General features: G+C 53.4%; 22 protein-coding genes and 2 pseudogenes. 6 read left to right on the forward strand and 18 right to left on the reverse strand.

Translation table 11 applies throughout. The features are described from left to right. Positions 1-58 precede the first annotated feature (58 nt). Positions 59-973: an MBL fold metallo-hydrolase gene (locus QZ280_RS01820; RefSeq protein WP_293440556.1), complete on the forward strand. Its 915-nt coding sequence runs from the start codon at positions 59-61 to the stop codon at positions 971-973. Continuing rightward, positions 974-1,924: an MBL fold metallo-hydrolase gene (locus QZ280_RS01825; RefSeq protein ID WP_293440558.1), complete on the forward strand. Its 951-nt coding sequence runs from the start codon at positions 974-976 to the stop codon at positions 1,922-1,924. Between the two features lie 3 nt (positions 1,925-1,927). On the opposite strand, the gene QZ280_RS01830 is transcribed toward QZ280_RS01825, so the two are convergent. The 12 genes from QZ280_RS01830 to QZ280_RS01885 all read right to left on the reverse strand — a co-directional run bounded on the left by QZ280_RS01830 (position 1,928) and on the right by QZ280_RS01885 (position 12,807). Continuing rightward, positions 1,928-2,971 (reverse strand): YeeE/YedE family protein, encoded by a 1,044-nt coding sequence (locus tag QZ280_RS01830; RefSeq protein WP_293440559.1) that lies wholly within the window; start codon positions 2,969-2,971, stop codon positions 1,928-1,930. Between the two features lie 286 nt (positions 2,972-3,257). Further along, positions 3,258-4,523 carry an NAD(P)/FAD-dependent oxidoreductase gene (locus QZ280_RS01835; protein ID WP_293440560.1) on the reverse strand — a complete coding sequence of 422 codons (1,266 nt, stop codon included), beginning with the start codon at positions 4,521-4,523 and terminating at the stop codon, positions 3,258-3,260. Positions 4,524-4,543: 20 nt separating this feature from the next. Continuing rightward, the gene (locus QZ280_RS01840) at positions 4,544-4,837 is read right to left on the reverse strand and encodes a c-type cytochrome (protein ID WP_293440562.1); all 294 of its coding nucleotides are present in this window, start codon (positions 4,835-4,837) and stop codon (positions 4,544-4,546) included. A gap of 13 nt (positions 4,838-4,850) precedes the next feature. Beyond that, positions 4,851-6,170 carry a c-type cytochrome gene (locus QZ280_RS01845; protein WP_293440564.1) on the reverse strand — a complete coding sequence of 440 codons (1,320 nt, stop codon included), beginning with the start codon at positions 6,168-6,170 and terminating at the stop codon, positions 4,851-4,853. Beyond that, entirely contained in the window at positions 6,154-7,425 is a 1,272-nt protein-coding gene (gene soxC, locus QZ280_RS01850; RefSeq protein ID WP_293440566.1) for a sulfite dehydrogenase, read from the reverse strand. The genes QZ280_RS01845 and soxC overlap by 17 nt, the downstream gene beginning before the upstream one ends. 25 nt (positions 7,426-7,450) lie before the next feature. Next, positions 7,451-9,148 carry a thiosulfohydrolase SoxB gene (gene soxB / locus QZ280_RS01855; protein ID WP_293440568.1) on the reverse strand — a complete coding sequence of 566 codons (1,698 nt, stop codon included), beginning with the start codon at positions 9,146-9,148 and terminating at the stop codon, positions 7,451-7,453. Positions 9,149-9,239: 91 nt separating this feature from the next. Next, positions 9,240-10,070: a sulfur oxidation c-type cytochrome SoxA gene (soxA, locus tag QZ280_RS01860; protein WP_293440569.1), complete on the reverse strand. Its 831-nt coding sequence runs from the start codon at positions 10,068-10,070 to the stop codon at positions 9,240-9,242. A gap of 33 nt (positions 10,071-10,103) precedes the next feature. After that, the gene (gene soxZ / locus QZ280_RS01865) at positions 10,104-10,433 is read right to left on the reverse strand and encodes a thiosulfate oxidation carrier complex protein SoxZ (protein WP_293440570.1); all 330 of its coding nucleotides are present in this window, start codon (positions 10,431-10,433) and stop codon (positions 10,104-10,106) included. Between the two features lie 23 nt (positions 10,434-10,456). After that, the gene (soxY, locus tag QZ280_RS01870) at positions 10,457-10,879 is read right to left on the reverse strand and encodes a thiosulfate oxidation carrier protein SoxY (RefSeq protein WP_293440572.1); all 423 of its coding nucleotides are present in this window, start codon (positions 10,877-10,879) and stop codon (positions 10,457-10,459) included. A 24-nt stretch (positions 10,880-10,903) separates the two neighbouring features. Further along, on the reverse strand, positions 10,904-11,359 hold the full coding sequence (soxX, locus tag QZ280_RS01875) for a sulfur oxidation c-type cytochrome SoxX (protein WP_293440574.1): 456 nt from the start codon (positions 11,357-11,359) through the stop codon (positions 10,904-10,906). Positions 11,360-11,491: 132 nt separating this feature from the next. Continuing rightward, a complete protein-coding gene (locus QZ280_RS01880) occupies positions 11,492-12,052 on the reverse strand; it encodes a thioredoxin family protein (RefSeq protein ID WP_293440576.1) in 561 nt (186 codons plus the stop codon). Positions 12,053-12,066: 14 nt separating this feature from the next. Further along, positions 12,067-12,807 carry a cytochrome c biogenesis protein CcdA gene (locus tag QZ280_RS01885; protein ID WP_293440578.1) on the reverse strand — a complete coding sequence of 247 codons (741 nt, stop codon included), beginning with the start codon at positions 12,805-12,807 and terminating at the stop codon, positions 12,067-12,069. A gap of 125 nt (positions 12,808-12,932) precedes the next feature. Here QZ280_RS01885 and QZ280_RS01890 point away from each other — a divergent pair, with 125 nt between their 5' ends. Genes QZ280_RS01890 through QZ280_RS01900 form a run of 3 tightly spaced genes read left to right on the forward strand, consistent with a single transcriptional unit; the run spans position 12,933 to position 14,748 of the window. Further along, entirely contained in the window at positions 12,933-13,271 is a 339-nt protein-coding gene (locus tag QZ280_RS01890) for a hypothetical protein (RefSeq protein ID WP_293440708.1), read from the forward strand. Further along, on the forward strand, positions 13,272-13,655 hold the full coding sequence (locus tag QZ280_RS01895; protein WP_293440580.1) for a metalloregulator ArsR/SmtB family transcription factor: 384 nt from the start codon (positions 13,272-13,274) through the stop codon (positions 13,653-13,655). A gap of 40 nt (positions 13,656-13,695) precedes the next feature. Beyond that, the gene (locus QZ280_RS01900; protein ID WP_293440581.1) at positions 13,696-14,748 is read left to right on the forward strand and encodes a YeeE/YedE family protein; all 1,053 of its coding nucleotides are present in this window, start codon (positions 13,696-13,698) and stop codon (positions 14,746-14,748) included. Between the two features lie 82 nt (positions 14,749-14,830). Here the strand turns inward: QZ280_RS01900 and QZ280_RS01905 are convergent. The 3 genes and pseudogenes from QZ280_RS01905 to QZ280_RS01915 form a co-directional block, all read right to left on the reverse strand. After that, a pseudogene (locus tag QZ280_RS01905) lies at positions 14,831-15,502 on the reverse strand (tripartite tricarboxylate transporter permease); the annotation flags it as partial. A gap of 6 nt (positions 15,503-15,508) precedes the next feature. Beyond that, a pseudogene (locus QZ280_RS01910) lies at positions 15,509-15,856 on the reverse strand (tripartite tricarboxylate transporter substrate binding protein); the annotation flags it as partial. 427 nt (positions 15,857-16,283) lie between these two features. Next, a complete protein-coding gene (locus QZ280_RS01915) occupies positions 16,284-17,654 on the reverse strand; it encodes a hypothetical protein (protein WP_293440583.1) in 1,371 nt (456 codons plus the stop codon). Positions 17,655-17,686: 32 nt separating this feature from the next. Here QZ280_RS01915 and QZ280_RS01920 point away from each other — a divergent pair, with 32 nt between their 5' ends. Next, positions 17,687-18,238 (forward strand): hypothetical protein, encoded by a 552-nt coding sequence (locus tag QZ280_RS01920; protein ID WP_293440584.1) that lies wholly within the window; start codon positions 17,687-17,689, stop codon positions 18,236-18,238. On the opposite strand, the gene QZ280_RS01925 is transcribed toward QZ280_RS01920, so the two are convergent. Genes QZ280_RS01925 through QZ280_RS01935 form a run of 3 tightly spaced genes read right to left on the reverse strand, consistent with a single transcriptional unit; the run spans position 18,235 to position 20,729 of the window. Then, positions 18,235-18,732 carry a heme-binding protein gene (locus QZ280_RS01925; RefSeq protein ID WP_293440585.1) on the reverse strand — a complete coding sequence of 166 codons (498 nt, stop codon included), beginning with the start codon at positions 18,730-18,732 and terminating at the stop codon, positions 18,235-18,237. The two genes, QZ280_RS01920 and QZ280_RS01925, sit on opposite strands and share 4 nt — an antisense overlap. Positions 18,733-18,741: 9 nt before the next feature. Further along, positions 18,742-20,097, reverse strand: a complete 1,356-nt coding sequence (locus QZ280_RS01930; protein ID WP_293440586.1) for a TRAP transporter large permease — start codon at positions 20,095-20,097, stop codon at positions 18,742-18,744. Then, positions 20,094-20,729: a TRAP transporter small permease gene (locus tag QZ280_RS01935; RefSeq protein WP_293440587.1), complete on the reverse strand. Its 636-nt coding sequence runs from the start codon at positions 20,727-20,729 to the stop codon at positions 20,094-20,096. The genes QZ280_RS01930 and QZ280_RS01935 overlap by 4 nt, the downstream gene beginning before the upstream one ends. Positions 20,730-20,750: the final 21 nt, after the last annotated feature.

The raw sequence follows: 20,750 nt of genomic DNA on the forward strand, positions 1-20,750 counted from the left end.
TTGCTCTATTGCGATTTATCATACACATTCAATAAATAGAATTTATTGGGAGACACACATGCCATTAACGCGCCGTAGATTCATTCAAGGAACAGCCGCTTTGCCTTTGGTGAACAGCATTCCATCGTTGGCAAGTGCCGAACTCAAATTGGGGAACGCCAGCCTTACGACGGTCAGCGATGGTAACTTGGTGCTCCCCTCCGGTTTCATTTTCGAACCTATGCCGCAGGATAAACTTGCACCCATAATCACAGAATTTGGCCTTTCGAATGAACGCCTCACCCCTGATTGCAATTTGGCGCTCTATCAAGATGGCACCAACACGGTTCTCTTTGACGTCGGCTCCGGCCCTGATTTTGCGCCGACTGCGGGCACAATTGTTGACAGCCTTGATGCAATTGGGTTGAGCCCTGAAGACGTCACACACGTTTTGTTCACCCATGCGCATCCGGATCATATCTGGGGCCTTCTAGATGACTTCGACGAACCAGTTTTCTATAATACCACCTATATGATGGGACGTGCTGAGTGGGATTATTGGTGGAACCCCGAAACGGTCAACACCATCGGCGACGCACGAGCGGCCTTTGCAGTTGGCGCCAAACGGCGCATGGAAATGATTGAAGATGCGGTCACGCTGTTTGATGACGGGCAAGAGGTGCTGCCGGGCATCGCCGCGGTCTCGACCCCCGGTCACACGCCTGGACATATGGCGTTTGAGCTGCGCGCCGGGTCTACCTCCGCGATGGTACTTGGCGATGCGATTGGCAATCATCACGTCGCGTTCCGCCGCCCAGACTGGCGCAGTGGGTCGGATCAAGACGCGGATCTTGCGATTGCGACCCGAAAAATGTTGCTGGATAGACTCACGTCCGAAGATATGGCGTTGGTTGGGTTTCATTTGCCAAACGGCGGATTAGGCCACGCTGAAAAGGGCCGTGATGGCTTTAACTTTGTGGCGAAGGATACGTAAATGTGGAAACTTGCTCCGACACTCGCGCTTACCGTCATTGCGCTGCCCGCCGCAGCCTCCGAGAACATCGCGGATCAATATCCGGCCTCTGCGCTTTATTCAAAACCCGTTGAAGTCATCCCACATGTTTGGTCCGCCATCGGCGCGACCGCCCCGCCAACATATGAGAACTCAGGCCACAACAACAACCTTAGTTTTATCGTGACAGGCGACGGGGTTGTCGTGATCAATGGCGGCGCCGCTTACGTTCTGGCCAAAGCCTTGCACGATGAAATCAAAGTGATCACAGACCAGCCCGTCAAACTGGTAATCGATGAAAACGGGCAAGGCCATGCGATGCTTGGCAACTCTTACTGGTCCGAGCAGGGCGTGCCGATCCTTGCCCATGTGGACGCCGCGCATGAGTTTGAGGAGCGGGGCCATAACATCCTCGAGAATATGAAACGCTATAACCGTGATAAGGCGAAAGACACATTTATCGCGCTTCCGACTGAAACGTTTGAAGATCCACGTGTTATCGAAATGGGTGATTTCACCATTGAAGTCATGCACCTAGGGCCATCGCATGGGCCGGGAGACACGCAGGTTTGGCTGCCAAAGCAAAGCCTCGTGATCGCTGGCGATATGGCCTTTCACGAGCGCATGTTGCCGATCTTTGAGGATACTATCGTCTATGATTGGATCGAAACTTGGGAGACTGGTTTTGAGAAGCTTGGCGCAACCTACGTGATCCCCGGTCATGGTCACCCGACAAATATGGATCAAGTACGGCGTTATACGCGCGACTATCTAGTACATCTTCGCACTGTCGTTGGCGCACATTTAGAGAATGGAGGCGATCTGGCAGAGGCCTATTATGTCGATCAAAGCGCTTACACCAACCTCGATACGTTTGAAGAGCTAGCAACCCGCAATGCAGGTCGCGTGTATGAACAGATGGAGTTTGAGTAGCACTTACGCAGTAACCGCAGATCTGCGTGGGTTCAAAAGCGCCTGCGCGGCCAGTGCACCTGAGATGATCGCAGCGAGTGCAAGAAGTGCCGCGATGCTCAATGTCGCACCACCAGACAGGCCCGCACCGATAGTGCAGCCCCCGGCCAACACGCCACCGACCCCCATCAAAGAACCACCAAGCGTGTAGCGCAAGGTTTGTTGTGGGGTCTCAAAGCTCTGTAGCTGCACCTCTTTGCGCACAAACGCGCTCAGAAAACTTCCAAGTATCACACCACCCAGCAAACCCGTGCCAAAGCCCGCAGGGATCGCCGTGGATGCGATGGTCCAGAACAAGGTGTCTGCCCAAGGCAAAGTGAAGGCTGCGGATTGAACGGGCAGTGGATCGAACTCATCCATCAACAAGACGGATGTGCCTGCCCAGCCGACGACAGCGACCAGGCCGATCACGGCCCCGAGCGTCACGTGCGTAACTGACGTGTGCGAACGACGCGCAAGAACGATGGCGGAGAGTAACAACACCAGAGCGATAGCCGGCGCCGCACCCGGAAGTGCGGCCAAGGAAGCGATGCCAAAGTCCTGCTGGACTGATCCAAGTGCGACACGAACAGGGGCCAAAACGCCTTTGATGGTTGCGTGAGCGACAACGGCAAAAACAAGAATAACTGTGAATGCACGCAAATTGCCTGTCGCCGACAGAACTGTCAGGCGGGACATGCAGCCACGCGTCAAAACCATGCCGATGCCAAAGGCCAAGCCACCGACGATGATTGCAAGAACAGGTACAGATGTGGCGAGCAAGCGATGATCGTCCAGTGCGGCCCAGCCAAAGTTTTGCGCAATCGCGAAGGCCCCAATGGCAGTTGCGAGCGCTATCAACCAAACAGAAGCGGCCGATCTATCGTTGCTCTCATCCCCAGCAACCGCACGGCGTAGACAGAATTTTGAGATTTGTGCTGCAATGCCGAAGATTAGTCCTAGGATCAGTCCGAAGACAACATGAACTGTCTGAATTGGAAGTTCGAATGGTAGATTTTCCAAAAGCATAATTCACCTCGTCAGCTTCGCGCGTCCAAAGTTAATAGTTGCTACTTTAGAGAAAGAAAGCGCGTCCAAGAGAATGAAATGCCTGAATGGTGCGGTGGGTGAGAACAACATTCTCGTTCGAGACGAAAGAACCGTCGTGGGTTCCATACGATCCAACATCAACGCGATTTCAGCCCTAATTTGGACATTCCAAATTTTTAGAACTTTTGGTCGTTATTGCACAAGTGTGAATGCCAGTACGTAGGAGTTGGTTCGACCCACCTTAGCAGGTCGAACCATCAGCTAGTTAGCCAAACATGTCAGCCGTGATGCCGGCATACCAGCCCTCGGATTCTTCGTAGGTCGCTTTGCGCAACTCCGCGCTTTCGCCTGTGGCAGAGATGAAGCCGTCCACTTTCGCGATCTTCTCATCCGTCGCCTCATACGTCGCGCCGACTTTAACACCGTTATCCGTGTCGATCAGGGACCAGCATGTGTTGGAGAACTTCGCAGGGTACACTTTGGAACCCGTCAGAGCACCGCGCACAGCGTTTGCACACACTTTTGCTTGGCTGTTGGCAGAGAAGCCAGACTTCGGCATATCGCCCTGCTGGGAAGAGTCACCAAGGACGTAAACGTCAGGATCTGCCTTCGTGGACATGTCAATCGCATTGACAGGTGCCCAGCTGCCATCTGTGACGCCTGCAAGTTCTGCAATGCGACCCGCTTTCATTGCTGGAATGACGTTGCACACATCAACATTGGTCACTTCACCATCAATCGTCACCGTCATTTCATTCGGATCAACAGAAACACTGTCACCGCCGAAATCAGAACCGATCCAATCTACCATACCTTCGTAGTTGTCGGCCCAACCCTCTTGGAAGAGCGCCATTTTGGAGAACTTCGGCTTGGGGTCCGCAACGATGATCTTCGCAGTCGGATTGTTGTTCTTCAGGAAGTGCGCAACCATCGACACACGTTCATATGGACCAGGAGGGCAACGATATGGATTTGGCGGAGCAACCATTGCGAATGTACCGCCTTCGGGCATGGCCATCAGCTGCGCTTTCAAAAGTTCAGACTGTGAACCCGCTTTGTAGGCATGCGGCATCGCATTCTGAGAGCTAACATCCCAGCCTTCAACCGCGCCTTCAACAAAATCGATGCCTGGGCTCAGGATCAGTTTGTCATATGCTATCGTCGCACCGCCTGCCAAGGACACGGTCTTTGCATCACGGTCGACACCTATTGCCCAATCATGCACTACATTCACGCCACCAGATGCCAGCGTGCCATAAGAATGGCCAATGTCTTCGATCTCTTTGAACCCACCAAGATAGAGGTTCGAGAAGAAGCAGGTGTAATACATGCGCGATGGCTCGATCAGCGTGACGTCAATCGCACTTTTGCTGTCTTTTGCAATGTAGCGCGCGGCAGTTGCACCGCCTGCACCACCCCCAACCACAACAACCCGTGGCTTGCCGTGACCATCCGCTTTCACCATCGGTGCTGCAAGACCAGCGGCCGCGGCGGCGGAGCTTCCTAGAAAGTGTCTTCTGTTAATCGTCATTTTACTCTCCCTAATTCGCCTTAGTTTTCTAAGGTCTTAAAATACGCAGCCAAGGCCGCAATCTCTTCATCGCTCATTCGATTGGCGATAATCTGCATCACTTCATTGTCGCGATGCTTTGTTTTGTAAGCGTGCAGCGCCGTAACGAACGGTTCTGTTTCCCAACCCGTAATGCTGGGGATCCCGTTGGCACTGCCATCCGCTTGGTGGCACGTTGTGCATTCAGAGGCGAGGTATTCACCATACTCTAAATCACCTTCAAGCGCGAGGATTTCAGCGGATACACTGAACTCCTCTGGCTGGCTGCCAGGCACCACCGCCGCCTGTTCAGTCCCCGAGAAAGCTATTCAGATACGCGATAATCGCAACCTGATCTCCTTCCTTCTTGAGGCCCGAGAAAGACATTTTCGTCCCCTTCATGTATGACTTCGGCTTGGCGAGAAATTCTGTGAGCGATGCCTCGTCCCAAATGCGACCTTCATCGTAGGCTGCTTTAAAGACGTTGGAGTATTTGAACCCGTCAACAGAACCCATTGTCCGCCCCAAAAGCGCGTTCAACTGTGGTCCAGACTTGTTCTTGGCCCCATCCCCAACAGCGTGGCAGGCTTTGCACTTCTTAAAGACCTTTTCGCCTGCTTTGATCAACGCAGCCCCTTCATCAGCGGGTTCTTCCACCGCTGCGGCAGCCACTTCGACGGTCTCTTCCACCTTCGCTTCCGCTTCTGGAATGAAGGACGCGCCCGCAGATGTGAAGCTTGGCAACCCTTCAACCGTGGCGTTGTTCATCACAGATTCAGAACCGCCATCTTCCGGCGTGTTCACCAAAAAGACAGAGCGCATGGTGACCGTGACTTCATCCTTACAGTTGCTCATGCAAGGCTCCGCGCTCCACGCGGCATACTCGGCCTTTGGTCGATCATCGATGATGAAGCCGTTTTTGTTAGGCATCTCGAACGCGCCAAGGTTTACGTGGGTCAGCTCAAACTCATCATCGATCAGATCGTTCGAATAAAGGATGTAGGCGACAATCGCGTAGGTCTCATCAGGTGTTAGCGTTCCTGCCTCGCCAAAGGGCATAGAGCGGTAAACATAATCATACACTGTTGAGAGATGCGGCCAGTAAGAGCCAACAGTTTTCACAGGATCCTCATCCGCGAGTGTGTCGAACCCACCTGCCAAAACAGGCCAGTTATCAACACCTTCCGCGAAATCACCGTGGCAGGCTGCGCATTTGTCTGCAAACAGCTCTTCCCCATCAAACGCGTTACCCGTACCCGCGGGCAAACCACGACCATCGGGCAGAACATCAACGTCCCACGCGGCAATCTCTTCAACCAAAGCTTCGCGGCCTAGGCCCATTGCCCCGTCATGCATAGGCGCAGGAGCGGTCAAAGACACCGTCGCAGGGCGCGCTTCAAGTTCTGCGATTTTGGCTTTTGCTGTGTCTTGCACCAAAGCGATCTGCGATTTCAGATCAGTGTTGGCTTCTTCTTGGCTGACCAAACGCGCTTCTGCCGCTTGCGCTTGTGCGCGTGCAATGTCCGCTTCGTCTGCTTTGTAGCTGCGTGTCATCGTGCCGTAAGCGCCGCCGAGGACGATGCCTGTTACGCCAAGTGCCGGGAGGAGGATATTAGGAGACTTCGACATTCTCAGCGATCCCTTCTGCGTTCACGTACCAAGTTTGGATACAATTGTTGTGATAAACGGAATTTTCGCCACGCGCGTCGCGCAGCTGTTCTTTGGTGGGTTGCACGTAGCCTGTTTCATCCATCGCACGCGCTTGCAGCAGCATCGGTGCACCGTCCCAATCCACGTCCAAATAGAAACGCGTCAGCGCTTTGGTGTCGCCTTGTTTGCCAAGACGTGCCGGTTCCCACGTAATGCCCCCATCGCGGGACACATCCACGCGGGTGATTTGACCGTGACCGGACCACGCAAGGCCAGAGATAACCAAAGGCCCTTTGCCATGTTCAATAGGCATTTGCGGACTGGGCGAGGTGATCACGGATTTAGCATCCATTACCCATGTCCATTTGCGCGCGGTGCCATCTTCCATAACGTCGGTATATTTTGACGTCTCTTCGCGGCTTTCCGTGGCCGCGTCAGACACTTCAATACGGCGGATCCATTTGACCCACATGTTGCCTTCCCAACCCGGGACCACAAGGCGCACAGGGTAGCCGTGCTCCATTCGCAGTGCTTCGCCGTTGGCTTTGAACGCGACAAGCACATCATCGAGCGCCTTTTCCATCGGGATAGAACGCCCGTTCGAGGAAGCGTCAGCCCCCTCCACATAGACCCACTTGTCCTTCAGATCACCAGCCGCGCCAAGACCTGCTTCATTGAGCAGTGCGCGCAGTGGAACGCCCGTGTATTCCATGTTGTGGATCATACCGTGGGTGAACTGCACGCCATTAAGCTGCGCACCGGCCCATTCCATCCCCGTGTTCGCCGCACATTCGCAGAAATACACATGGTTCTCACGCGGGAAACGCTCCAGATCGGCGTAAGTAAACACCAGCGGCTTGTCGACCAGGCCATTGATCATCAGACGATAATCGTCTTTCTTCATCTCAATCGCGCCAGAATGGTGACGTTCAAACGCGCAACCTTGTGGCGTGATCGTGCCCTCAAGCGCGTGGATCGGGGTGAAGTTAATCGAAGAGATTGGCGAAGCCGTCAACCACTCCACATTGCGGCGCACCACGTGGGATTCATATTCAATCGGCAAGCCGTAGGGTGTTTCGTCCACGCCCACGCCTGTGATCGACGCCCAGTCTTGCACGTCTGTGATCAGCGGATCAGCGGTTTGCGCGCTCGCGGCCCCTGCAATGCTGCCAGCCGCAGCCGCAGCACTGCCGCGCAAAAACGCGCGACGTGAGGGTTTATGCATCTCGTCCATGTCTCAAACTCTCTTTCGTGTTTCGTTAAACGCCGACAACTTCGACGCTGTTGTTGTCCTCCACCGTGACCGTCCCAAGCTTGGCGATATGGCTTTCCACCACGTCCCAAATTTGCGGCCCTTCGGTGCCTTCATTCACAGAGGCCCAACCAGCGACGACATATGCACGTGCAGGATCAATCTGTTCGCCCGTGCTCAAAAGCGTCATGTTGGAGATGCGCTGCCCTTGTGGTTTGGACACATCGATGGTGTAGCCAAGGCCACCCGTGCGCACCATGTCGCCGCCCTGTTGGTAATAGGGATCAGGGTTGAAGATGTTGTCGGCCACGTCTTCAAGCACCACTTGTAGGAATTCACCGGTCATTTCAGTGCGATACGCTTCACCGTAGCTCATCGAGGTGACGCCAAAGATATCCTCGCGTGTGATGTCCTGCCCAGGCACCATAGAAGGACCCCAACGCACACCGGGGCTGAGCGCGATTTCTGCGTCACGCTCTGACAGCAACGCGTCGCAAATCACATCATCCCACGTGCCGTTGAAATTACCACGGCGATACAAAAGACTGTCGGTCTGCCCGATCACTTCAGACATTTCCGCCTCATAAGGTGCGCGCTGCTCATCAATGAGTGCGGCAACCTCAGCATCGGGTTCGATCACATCAGAGAATATCGGGATCAATTTGGTACGATACCCCATCATCTTACCATCGCGGATATCGAGATCAACGCGGCTCACGAATTTACCGTTCGAACCGGAGGGCAGAATGATCGTGCTACCCACAACAGCAGGTTCAGGCAAAGCATCATGTGTGTGCCCAGAGAGGATCACGTCGATGCCTGGCACAACGCTCGCCATCTTCTTATCCACGTCAAAGCCATTATGGCTGAGCACAACAACGCATTCCGCACCCGCTGCACGGACTTCTTGCACCATCGCGTTCATGTTTTCGTCGCGAATACCAAAGGAATACTCTGGGAACATCCAACCGGGGTTGGCGATCGGCATGTAGGGGAAGGCTTGGCCGATGACAGCGATCTTGGTGCCGCCGCGCTCGAACATCTTGTAGGGCGGGAATAGCTCGGTCGGCTCGTCCCATTCTACATCAAAGATGTTCTGACCTAGCGCTGCGAAGGGCAAATCCTCGACAATCTCTTGCACGCGCTCGCTACCAAGCGTGAATTCCCAGTGGAATGTCATCGCCTCAGGCTTCAGCGCGTTCATTACGTTGACCATGTCCTGACCTTGAGTCTTGTGACACGTGTACGAACCATGCCACGTGTCACCGCCATCGAGCAGGATTGCGTCAGGGCGATCCGCGCGGATTGCTTTGATCACGGTCGCCACGCGATCCAACCCACCAACACGGCCATAAGCCTGCGCAAGCGACGAAAAATCGCCAGAACTCAATGCATAATGGCTCGGAGAGCCGTCAGCGATGCCATAGGCTTTGCGGAAATCCGCGCCCGTGATGTGGGGAACAACGCCTTTGTTCTCGCCCACTCCGATGTTGATCGATGGCTCGCGAAAATGGATTGGCTTTAACTGACCATGAATGTCAGTGATGTGGATCAGGGAGACGTTGCCGAAGGTATCGAACTCAAGCAGTTGATCTTGGCTGAGGGCTTGCTGCGCGCCAAGGCGTGCCCAATTGCCGAAGCCAGAGGCACCAACAAGCGCTGACGCTGCCATACTCACCTGTAGAAAGTCGCGACGATTGATCATGGGTTAACCGATCCTTAATACATATGCGCATAATTGAATGCGATTTAGAGAAGAAAACCCCACGCCAATTAGGCGCAGGGTTCATCAATGTTTAGTTTCGAACGGAAGGTGTTTCGACGGCCAGACCTTCACCGCGAGATGCAAGATATAGCTCAAGCGCTTTGAACTCTTCGCCGCCCTCTTTGAAAGGTGTCGCACGAATGTTTTTCATGCAGCCTTTGAAACGGCCATGACTGGAATTCAGCTTGGCATTCTTGAGGCGGTATGTTGGGAAACCGTTGATCTGACCTTGCGACAGGTGATCGGCGCGGATCATCGTGCCGTAATTGTCCTCGTGACAATTTGAACATGCCATATCGAGCTGACCCACACGTGTGTAGTAAAGCTCTTTGCCTTTTTCCCAGAACGGTGCTGCATCGCCGTCGATGGCCACGTTCACTGGCATGCCGCGCGATTGCAGACCGATCAAGGCTGTCATCGCCGTCATGTTGCCCTTGGACCATTTCCACGGCTCCGCGCCCATACGTTCGGTGCGGCACTCGTTGATGATGTTTTCCATCGTGACCAACTCACCGTCCTCAACACGTGGCAGCGTTGGACGCAGCCCTGCGAAATCTTCAACATTCTCGTGACAGGATGCGCAGGATTTGCCTTCAGATCCGTCAACTTTGGCCCAAAGATCAATCGCTTGATCGACAAAGATCATGCCCGGATTATCAAAATCATCCGATTGCAGCGCTTGTGTTTCGCTCGCGCGGAAGCGCCAACCTGAATAGATCGTGTCGACATTTTCCATGTGCAATGGCGCGGCGGCTTCTGTCAGCAGAGCTTCCCCATCCACAGCTAAAGCATTGCTATCTTGCGCAGCAGCACTGGTCGCCAAAGCAGCAACCCCGCATGAGATCCATAGTTTCAAATTCATTGTGACCCTCCCTTTCAAGATCATGTCTCTAACTTAGGAGACTTCGATCTTTTTACTTGTGTCGTAGACCGAACCGTCATCGTCGTACCACGTAAACTTGAACTCACCGCTCTCAGGAACCACTGCTTCGAACTGGAAATAGGGGTTTGTAGAAATCGCGGGCTCTAGCGTGACGTCGATCACATTCTGATCGTTGAAATCAGCCGTGAAGCGGTTGATGATCGAGCGCGGGATCGCATTGCCGTCGCCATCTTTACGCTGACCGCTTTCCATCTTGTGGCTGATCAAAGTTTTAATCGTGATCGTCTCGCCAGCGGATGCCTTTTTAGGGACTTTGACGCGGGGTTTTACACCTTTAGCCATGTTGTTTCTCCTCGTGTCTTAGCTTAGCCGCCGCAGCCGCCGATTGTTACTTTTACGTTGGCCGAGGCGCGCTGAAAGCTGCCGTCTTCCATCTTGGCAAGCGCCACAATATTCTGCGTGCCCGCGAGGCGAATACGTGTGGAGGCGCTGCGCGATGCGCTCAGCGGTCCAAAGTTGAACGTCGCAACCGCTGGAACAGGATTGCCATCTGCGAACAATGTGATCGCAACAGCGCCCGGTGCATCGACCGAGATTGGAACAGTGTTGCCGTTTTCCGCAATTTCTGGCGCGGTCAATGTGATTGCACCCTCGCCGATTTCTGCGCCGCCAGTCATTTCGGCGATGGCATCATCCGTCAAGCTCGCGAACGCAGGTGCACCTGCGAAACTGGCAAACGCCAGTGCAGAGCCGCCAAGCGCGAGAGTTTTCCGCCGTGTCAGTGTCATGTTATTCTCCAAAATCATGCGACCTCACTCCTCCTTGAGTGTGATCAGATACGCGACAACATCCTCGACCTGCTGGGCCGACAGGATGGATTTGCCTTCAAATTTCTCAAGCGCACGGGTGTAGCCAGCATCTATGTAAAACGCGGGCATGATGGTGCCTTCAAAGACCATTTTTGAGTTCGCAACGATGGCGCGCAACTCGGCTTCGGACCAACGGTCCGCAACTCCGTCCATGGTTGGACCAACTTCACCATGGAAGCTTTGCTCGGACCAATCAGTATTTGCGTGGCATGCAAGACAATTGCCTTGTTTACGGTCAGCAAAAACCTCTCGCCCTGCGGCGGCATCCCCTGCAACGCCTGTCAAAGACGCCTCAACAGCACCTTCCACAAATGCTACATCTACCGGCTTAACGCCATCGGCGAAACCCGGATTTGCGGCTAGAGCTGCGACAATAGCCGTTCTAAAAACACATTTCATAAACCCTCCCTAATGACGCAATTACGTCGGTCATTTGCAGTACACTAATGCACACCGTTCCGTTATGGCAACAACAAATTCAAAAAAGTGAATTTCTTCTTTGGCTTGCGGGTGCTGCGTGCTTTGTGAGACTTAGTTACTTTGCTCTGCAAACTTGCGCGCATGGTATTTCTGAAACGGCTCATCGCTGTTGTAGCCTTCCTCGACCACCCAGTTGAGCATATTAAGAGTGGTCCACCTTCCAAAGGCACCCGGCATATTCGCAGCCGCGACTTCGGGGACGGTTGCGCCTTCGGGTACCTCGCTCGGGAAGAAATAGATGTTCGGGGTAAACAAGGCGCGCCAGCGTTTGACCATATCCTTCTCCGGCAAAGTCGTACCATCAAAATCTGTGACCTCTACATCGCCGAACATATTAATCTGCACCACGAAGAAATTCTCTTCGATGTAGTCATTCACTTCTGGAACGGTAAAAACTTCCTCATGCATCTTCTTACAATAAATACAGCCGCGCTGCTCCACGATGATCATCAAGCGTTTACCTTCGGCGTTGGCTTCTTCCAGATCTTCGTTCAAATCTTTGAACGTGTCACGCATCCAAGGCGCTTTGTGCAAGCCGTCGTCGCCAACCTCAGCGGCCGCAGAACTGATCGCGAAAAATGTCGCGAATATGAGTGTCAAAAATCTTATCATCTAATGTCTCCTAATTAGCCGATTGTGCTGAACCACGGAATGTTTTCCAGCATCCACTGCGCAATAATGTTGATCGAGTTTGTCGCAATCAAAAGCCCGAAAACGATCAACAAAGCCCCCATCAATTTCTCGATCAAGCCCAAATGACGACGAAAGCGCACCATCCATTTCATAAACGGCCCGATGAACAGGGCCGCGACAATGAACGGCAACGTCATCCCGACACCGTATGCAAACAACAAGACCGCGCCCTGCCCAGCGGATTCTTGGCCTGCCGCGGTGAAAAGGATGGCGGCAAGGACGGGTCCAACGCAGGGCGTCCAGCCAAATGCAAAGGCAAGGCCGATCACAAATGCGCCGAATAGGCCTACATTGGTCGAGTTGCCTGTATCAGCGCGAAACTGGCGGTACAGAATGCCGATTTTGATGACGCCCAGAAAGTGCAAACCCATCGCGATGATGATCGCAGCCGCGACCCAACGCAAAACATCAAAGTACTCGCGCACCACTTGGCCAAACATTGTTGCTGTCGCACCAAGCCCCATGAACACGGTGATCACACCCAGCGCAAAACAACACGCCGCTGCAAAAGTACGAAGGCGCACTTGCGGTGAAACTTCTGCGTCAGCCGCGATCTGGTTCATGCCCACACCTGCGAGATAGCTTAGGTAGAATGGCACAATAGGCAGGATGCAGGGCGACAAGAAGGACAACAGCCCCGCAACTAGCGCCCCGTAAAGCGAAACGTCAAACATACGACACGTGCCCTTTGGCTTGAAATATTCATAAATTAGATTATGTAATTACGAACAACCCGTCAACAATCGGATGTGCTTTCGTGCTCAAATCACTTCTCTGTGCTGCTGCTCTCGCGTTTCCTATGGCGCTCTCTTCGACGCTTCTCGCGGCCGCAGATTCCTATCTTTTGATGGCGGAAGAAGACGGCTGCTATTGGTGCGCACGCTGGGATAAAGAAATTTCGCAAATTTATCCCAAGACGCCTGAAGGCAAGGCTGCACCTTTAAAACGCTATGATCTGCGCAGTGAGACGCCGGATGTGGACTTCAAACAGCGCGTCACCTTCACCCCAACGTTTATCGTGGTGAGCGATGGCAAAGAGGTTAACAGATTAGAGGGCTATCCCGGAGAAGATTTCTTTTGGGGTTTGCTGTCTCAAATGCTATCTCGAGCAGGTATTGATCTAGGTGAGGCCAATTAAATGACCACCACACTTGCCATGGAGCCCCAAACAGAGGGCCAAATCGTGTCTCGATTGCCCGTGTTCGACAAGAATATGTGCACAGAAGATATGGAAAAGATGATGGCCAATGCACAATTGGCCGCGAATTTCCTGAAGGCGATTAGCCATGAAGGGCGTTTGATGATCCTGTGCCATCTCGCGTCAGGTGAAAAATCGGTGAACGAACTGGAGGATCTTCTGTCCTCGCGCCAAGCCGCTGTGTCGCAACAGCTGTCTCGCCTCCGCCTTGAGGGCCTCGTGACCCCGCGTCGCGAAGGCAAGGCAATATACTACAGTTTGTCCGACGACCGCCCCAAACAGATCATGGAAGTCGTCTACGACCTGTTTTGCCGCGAAGATTAATCAAACATTTCGCCAATGTTTGGACTAAGGGGGACACCCAATGTTGGAGACTATAGGGGAAGCGAACACCGCAGCGCTCTTTGGGTTATTGGGTGGGATCGCGCTTGGTCTCGCTGCACGGGTTGGTAGGTTTTGCACGCTTGGTGCCATCGAAGACTACCTTTACGGTGGTGATGACAAGCGTTTGCGCATGTGGGCCATCGCCATTGGGGTTGCTGTGATCACCACCCACATCGCCATGTCAATGGGCACGTTTGATTCAACCACAACCGCCTATCTTGATCGAACTTGGAACCCGCTTGGAACAGTTATCGGGGGTTTGCTGTTCGGGTACGGCATGGCGCTAAGTGGCAACTGTGGCTACGGCGCGCTGGCACGTTTGGGCGGGGGCGATCTGCGTTCTTTAATGATCGTGATCGTCATGGGGTTGTCCGCCTATTTTGTGATGTCCGGCCCACTTGCGCATCTTCGCGTATGGCTATTTCCCGTAGAGACGGGGTCTGGTCAACCACAAGGCTTTACCCAGCTGCTTTCAAATTTCGGACTGCCACCTGTAGTAAGCGGGTTAATTGTAGGGGGCGGTTTGGTGAGTATAGCCCTGTTACACAAAGACATGCGCCAATCTTACGCGCAGATGTTTTGGGGATCGATTGTCGGCCTCGCCGTGTTCTTCGGTTGGCTTGGTACCTATTGGATCGCAACGACGGGTTTCTCAATAGAGCCACTTGAAACACATTCATTCGCGGCCCCAATCGGTGACACGATCTACTATGCAATGACTGCATCCGGCAACACGCTCTCATTCAGCGTTGGCTCGGTGGTTGGCGTCGTACTTGGTGCTATTCTTGGCTCTTATTCCAAGGGTCATTTCCGCTGGGAAGCCTGTGACGACCCCCGTGAATTGCGCCGTCAAATATTTGGGGCTGCGATTATGGGACCTGGTGCCATCCTCGCCGTTGGATGTAGCGTTGGCCAAGGTATTTCAGCCTTTTCCGTCCTTGCGTTTAGCGCACCCGTTGCCTTTATTGCAATCTTTATCGGGGCGGCGCTCGGGCTAAAGCAACTCATCACTGGTTTTGCGCTACCGCAATAACCTGAAGACACGCGCGCGCCAGATCAATAACCAAATATCCAACTTCAATTCCTGATGCACGCATTTTCGCGCGCCGCGCGCGTTAGCTTGGCAAAACGATCAAAACAGCCGCAATGATGAACAATCCGAGAGTCTTTGGGCGCTCCTATATGAAGGATACACCATCATAAAGTTGCATTGAACGGGTAAAGTTATTCTCCATCGAGTCCCACCCAAAGAAAGCCAATCAGAAGCGGTGTCAGCGGGTAATCGGCAAATTTTAAAGCGGTTGCACAGACTCCAAACCCAACAAGGATCAAGAGCTCGGTCGTGTTGTTTCGACCAATGTAGCCCCCCATTAGCGTGAAAAACAAAGTGACAGGGATTAAGAAGTTGCGTGGGATCGACAGCACTTTGGCGATGTAGGGGATCAGCGGTAGATTCAAAGCCAACAATTCCAGATTGCCCATGAACATTGACTTGATGACAGCCTAGAAAATCTGTGGTTCATCAATCATCAACCCCGGCGCGGGCGAAAAATTGAGCACAATAAGCGCACCCGACAAGATCGCAGTAGTGCCAGAGCCCAGAACACCCAAAGTGAGCAGCAGTACTAAAAATCCTGTGCAGGCCGAGTAGTTTGCGGTTTCAGGGGCTGCGAGGCCCTTGATCGCGACTTTGCCATGCTCTTCCTGTTCTCTCTTTGTGGCGAGGTTGCCTTTACTGCGGTGCCTAGAAAACTCGCGATTGTTGCGCCCGCATTAGGCAAGACACCGAATGCCAGAGCTCGAAAGCTTTGCAAGAACACGCCCATGAGCGAACAGATAACAATCGGCGTTGAGTTGACCATCAACGTGCCTTGGTTGCTATCGGCGTTTCCGATCAAATTCCGATGGCCTTGCCACTACCACCGCCTGACATGTTTTTAATTGGACGCAGACCCGGCATGTCCCGCAGTTCTCAGGGCTCAGCCCATGCCACATGCAGTGCCATCCCTACCACCGCCCGGGATCAAGAAGTGAATGGACTCAAGAACTTGATGACCATCAGCAAATGCTGGTGTTCCCAATTCGAGCCTCGCAATAGCTCTTGCGATAAGGGCGCAACGTCCCGTTTTCATCGTTTTCATTCTATTCTCCCAATTGATCGCCGCGCATTTCACGGCTTTTCGAGACAAGAAAACCGCTGGGCCTGATTTTCACCAGTCAGATGGCTAAAAAAAAGCGATATCAGGCAATGAAGTCATTCGCGTAAATACAACACCAGAATGCTCTTTACTATTCATCCAAGATTAATAATCGCCTTATACCTCTGATAAAAAACAACAAGTAAAAATTTTATACTTTCAGAAAAGCACGATTCAATCCTGCTCAAAGCCAGGTTGCGTTAAGGGACTGGGCGCTGTTTTCTCAAACAACACTGTGCGAGTGAATACAGCCAATATGTCATCGCTTTAGCCGCTCGATTTCATGCATCAGGCAAGATCAGCCTGCTCGATGTGTGAGCCGAATTGAGCAGCCTTGATCGCGCATAACGATTTACAACAGGCCAATTTATCAATGTTCAAGCATCACAAACATTGCGACTAAAACCGCATAGCATATCGCCGCATATTTCAGGTTCCAGCGCCATGTTAGGGTAGTCGGTGGAATCTTGGAGGTTGCGGAAATCAGCAATGTGGCGGTGGCATTCGGGGACGCAAACATCGAAATCGCCCAGCCCGCACTAAGCGCAAAAACGATGTGAGTTGACGCAGCAGGCAGGCTTGGGAATGTTTGCACAACCTGTCCGATGAACACGACGATAATGATCGGACTAAGTGCAACTTGCCCGCCAAGCGTAATCAAAACAGGCAGTGCCGCAAGGAAAAGCCAGCCCGGAAAAGCGCTTAAGTCGATGTCTTTAGCAAGGCGCGCAACTGGTAAGATCTCTGCCAATGCGCGACCGATGAATCCGGATAAACCAAGCGCAATGGCGGCCCGTGTCAGGACTTGGGCGTTGCTCTCAAGTGCGGGCCAAAAATGCGCGAGTTGTGTTGTTAGCGCAGTCTTTTCCCCGCGTTGGAATGCAAACCAGAACACAGTCACGCTAGGGGCCACAAACATCAAAGATAGCGCCGTGTTATACCCCAGCCCGATTTGCAAGGCGGCAGTTGTCCCAATCAACACAGTGCAAACAAGCGCAAGGCGCAGAAAGGCGCGTTTGGGCAGATCAGGGGCAACTTGAACATTCCTCTGCATGGTATGCGCGCGCCACTCAAACCGATCATAGGCGAAGCCAATACCCATCATTAAGACGGATGTGGCAAGCCCGAGCACAACGAGCTTTCCGAGTTCAATTTCAGTAAACAATGTGAGCAAAACCGTTTGCGTCAAAGTCGTTGGTGCCCAAAGCAAGATCCAAGCAAAGCCGCGCAAAAGCGCAGACATCTGACGGCGCTCCAAGTCTTGATCAACAGTACCATCTGCACGGATCGTGGCGGATTGAATAAGCGGGGCCATCAAGCTGATCGCGCCAAAATTCAGAAACACACCCAACGCATGACCACCAGACGCCGTCGCAATAAAGCGACGCCCTGTCGGTTGTTTGATAAGATATCGACCGACGGTTAAGACCGATGCAGAGCGTTCCGCTGCAATCTTGAGCGCCGTTAACAACGCGATAAAGCTCGCAAAATACGCGGCCAAATCGATGCCGGCTAAAAGAACCAACCAACCACTCTCGCTTTGACAAAGAACGACACCCAAGAGCAAAGCAAAGCACAAAAGCAGGCTTTCGCGCACCGTGTTCGTGCGCAATCCCACGATGCACAGCACTACAAATAACACGCGTGCCGCGTTTTGCGCGAACACACCCCCAACCGTTTGCGCCGCAAGAACAGCAATCGCGACAGCGACAAGTGTGGTGGCAAGAAAGCCTTGTCTCATATAACTTGCCCGCACAAAGCGAGGAAAATTCGATGTTTATGAGCCTGTTGTCTGGATCGGTGCTTTTGAAGAACGCGCTTGTGCAACTCCATTGGCAGCTGCTTGCTGATAAGGTCGACGCACATCCAGCGGGTCACCTTAATGAACACGCGCGCGAGAATGGGTTGACCTTTGTGCTCACCAAAACCGGATTGAGCACGCCCGACGTGCTGGCTTGTCATCCTTGTGGCCCTATGCCCGCCTCTGCAATATTGCGCATTGATGAGGTGTGCTTTCCTGTAGGTGCCATCGCGCATCGCCACACCCATGCCGGGGCAGGCATCCGTCATTTGGTGCGCGGCAGCTTGCGCCTTGAGGCGGATGAGCATGTCCAAACTTTGCAAACGGGTGAGAGTTGGTTCGAAGCCGCGCACGCTCCAGTGCGTGCGGTCGCGTTGCAAGACGTTGGTGTTACCAGCTTTTTGCGCGCCATGATCATTCCGGCAAAGTTTGAAGGCAAATCGACTTTCACTTTGGCCGATCCCAATGACGCCAACTTGCCACGTTTGCAGGTGACGCACCGCCATATCGATCTACCACTCTAGTTTGAGGCTGGATAGTGATCTGAGAGCGAGGAAGTGCGCCACTCCGGATTTGGCTCGGCGGGTTCTGGTGCGTAGCCTGCGAATTTGATCGCCTCAATCGCGCAGTACTCGTCCTTGTCTGATGTATCGCCACTGATCCCTACAGCGCCTAGCGTCACGCCCTGTGCGTCCTCAACCAACACGCCACCCGGAACAGGGATTAATTGTCCACCAGATGCAGTTGCCAACGCAGATTGAAATGTCGGGCGATTTTTCAATCGATCACGGATCAAACGCGATGAAATGCCCATGCCAAGCGCGCCATATGCCTTGCCGAACGCTACTTCGAAACGAATAAGGCCAGAACCATCCTCGCATTGCATCGCTACCATTTTGCCACCCGCATCAAGCACAACAACGGTCAATGGAAGCAGCCCTGCGTCACGACCAAGCCGCAAAGCTTCAGTGATAATCGCACTGGCATGCGCCAGTGGAAGGGATGTGTGCAAACGCATAATATTTCCTTACAACGCGGCAGCCCAGAGACCGGACCACCATGCTTCAAAGTCAAAATTCGGCAACCATGTTACGATCTCTGGGAACATGAGTAAGGCGGCAATCGTGATCACATCGGCAATGAAGAACAGCGCTACGCCGCGAAAGACTTGGCCCAAAGGGATGTCAGGACGCACGCCGTTTACCACAAAGCAGTTCAGCCCGATGGGAGGTGTGATCAAACAAATCTCCGCCATCTTAACCGCGATGATGCCAAACCAAATCGGATCAAAACCGAGCGCGATGACGGCGGGATAGACCACTGGCAAGGTCAATAGAAGCATGCCAATCGCATCCATAAACATGCCCAGCACCGCATAGCCCAAAAGGATGCAAATCATGATTGTCATCGGCTGCATATCAAGCCCGACGATCCACTCGGTGAACGCTCCGGGAATGCCCGAAAAGCCAAGAAAGCGCACGAAGATCAAAACGCCCCAAATCAAGGAAAAGATCATCACTGTCAGCTTGGCGGATTCCATCAAAGAGTTCTTGATCGATTTTAGCGGCGTACCTCTGACGAGCGCGAGAACAAAGACCACGAATGCTCCAAGCGCACCTGCTTCTGTAGGTGTCGCCCAGCCGCCGTAGATTGCGCTCATTATGATGACCACCACGAGAATAATCGGCGAAATGCCGGGCAATGTGCGCACGCGTTCGCCCCATGTGAAACCTTTGACTGACGGCGCAGACCCCGGCTTCATCATCGCCCAAACCACGATGATGCCTGCATAGACAACCGCTGAAAAGATACCGGGCAGGAAGCCAGCGAGCAGCAGTTTACCGACGGATTGCTCCACGATGATCGCATAGATCACGAGAATCGCTGAGGGTGGGATGAGGGTCGCAAGTGTGCCTGCGGAGGCGACAACACCCGCAGCCATACGTCGATCATATCCGTGTTTCAGCATCTCTGGGATTGCGACGCGACTGAACACGGCGGCAGTGGCAGTCGATGCACCAGACACAGCGGCAAACCCCGCAGTGGCAAAAACAGTGGCGACGGCCAAGCCACCGGGAAGCCAGCCAAGCCATTTGCGCGCAGCGTCAAAAAGTTGCTGGGTCATGCCCGCATGAAAGGCGAGAAAACCAATGAAGATGAACATCGGCAAAACCGACAAAGCGTAGGTCGAAGATTTTGAGTGCGGGATCGTGCCAACAATACCAGCCGCAGGACCCCACCCGCGCAACTCAACGAGGCCGAGCAGACCGACAACAGCAGCCGCAAAAACAACGCGCACGCCGATAAAGATCAACCCCAACAACATGCAAAGCGTGATAACGCCAACCAAGAATGGGTCGGACATGCCAATACCAATGATCATGATTTGCCCTCCGGTCTTGCAGGCTCTGCGTCGTCACCCATGACTTCGTGGATTTCGTCTTGCGCTTGTTCTGCGACATCCTTGGCCACTACCACCGCGATGGGTGTGGCGTCAGGAAAGAGCACCAAACGCAAGGCTCCAATGCATTGCAGCGCGAGCCTGATCCACCAGATTGAGAAAGCGATAGGCACCAAGAGCTTGGAGGGCCACGTGACGTATTCCGCGTCAATTGTAGTGTCACCTAATGTATATGCGCGCAGGAAATGGCCGTAGCTGTGATAGATCAACACTGCGATGACGAACATTGCGATGGCGGCACCAATGGCTTCAAGCAGCCAGAGAGCGCGGCCAGAAAGTCGGCTCACCAAAAGCTCCATACGAATGTGACTGCCAAGGCGTTGCGTGTAAGCTGCGCCCAAAAACGCCATGCTCGCCATAGAGAGTTCGACTAGGTCGATGTAGCCGTTGATCGGAGTGTTAAAGACGGTCCGCAACACAATCTGCAATACGCCAAGCACCATCAGCAACATGATTGCAGCAGCGGCGGCGAGATTGGCGAAGTCCTCAATCGGCATAAAGCCGCGATGCAAACGGGCCAGCAAGCTGCGCTCCGCCTCTATGTCGTGTTCCATGGCGTGGATCCTTTAAGTCCG

The organism is Planktotalea sp. (assembly GCF_018607995.1).
GTDB lineage: Bacteria > Pseudomonadota > Alphaproteobacteria > Rhodobacterales > Rhodobacteraceae > Planktotalea.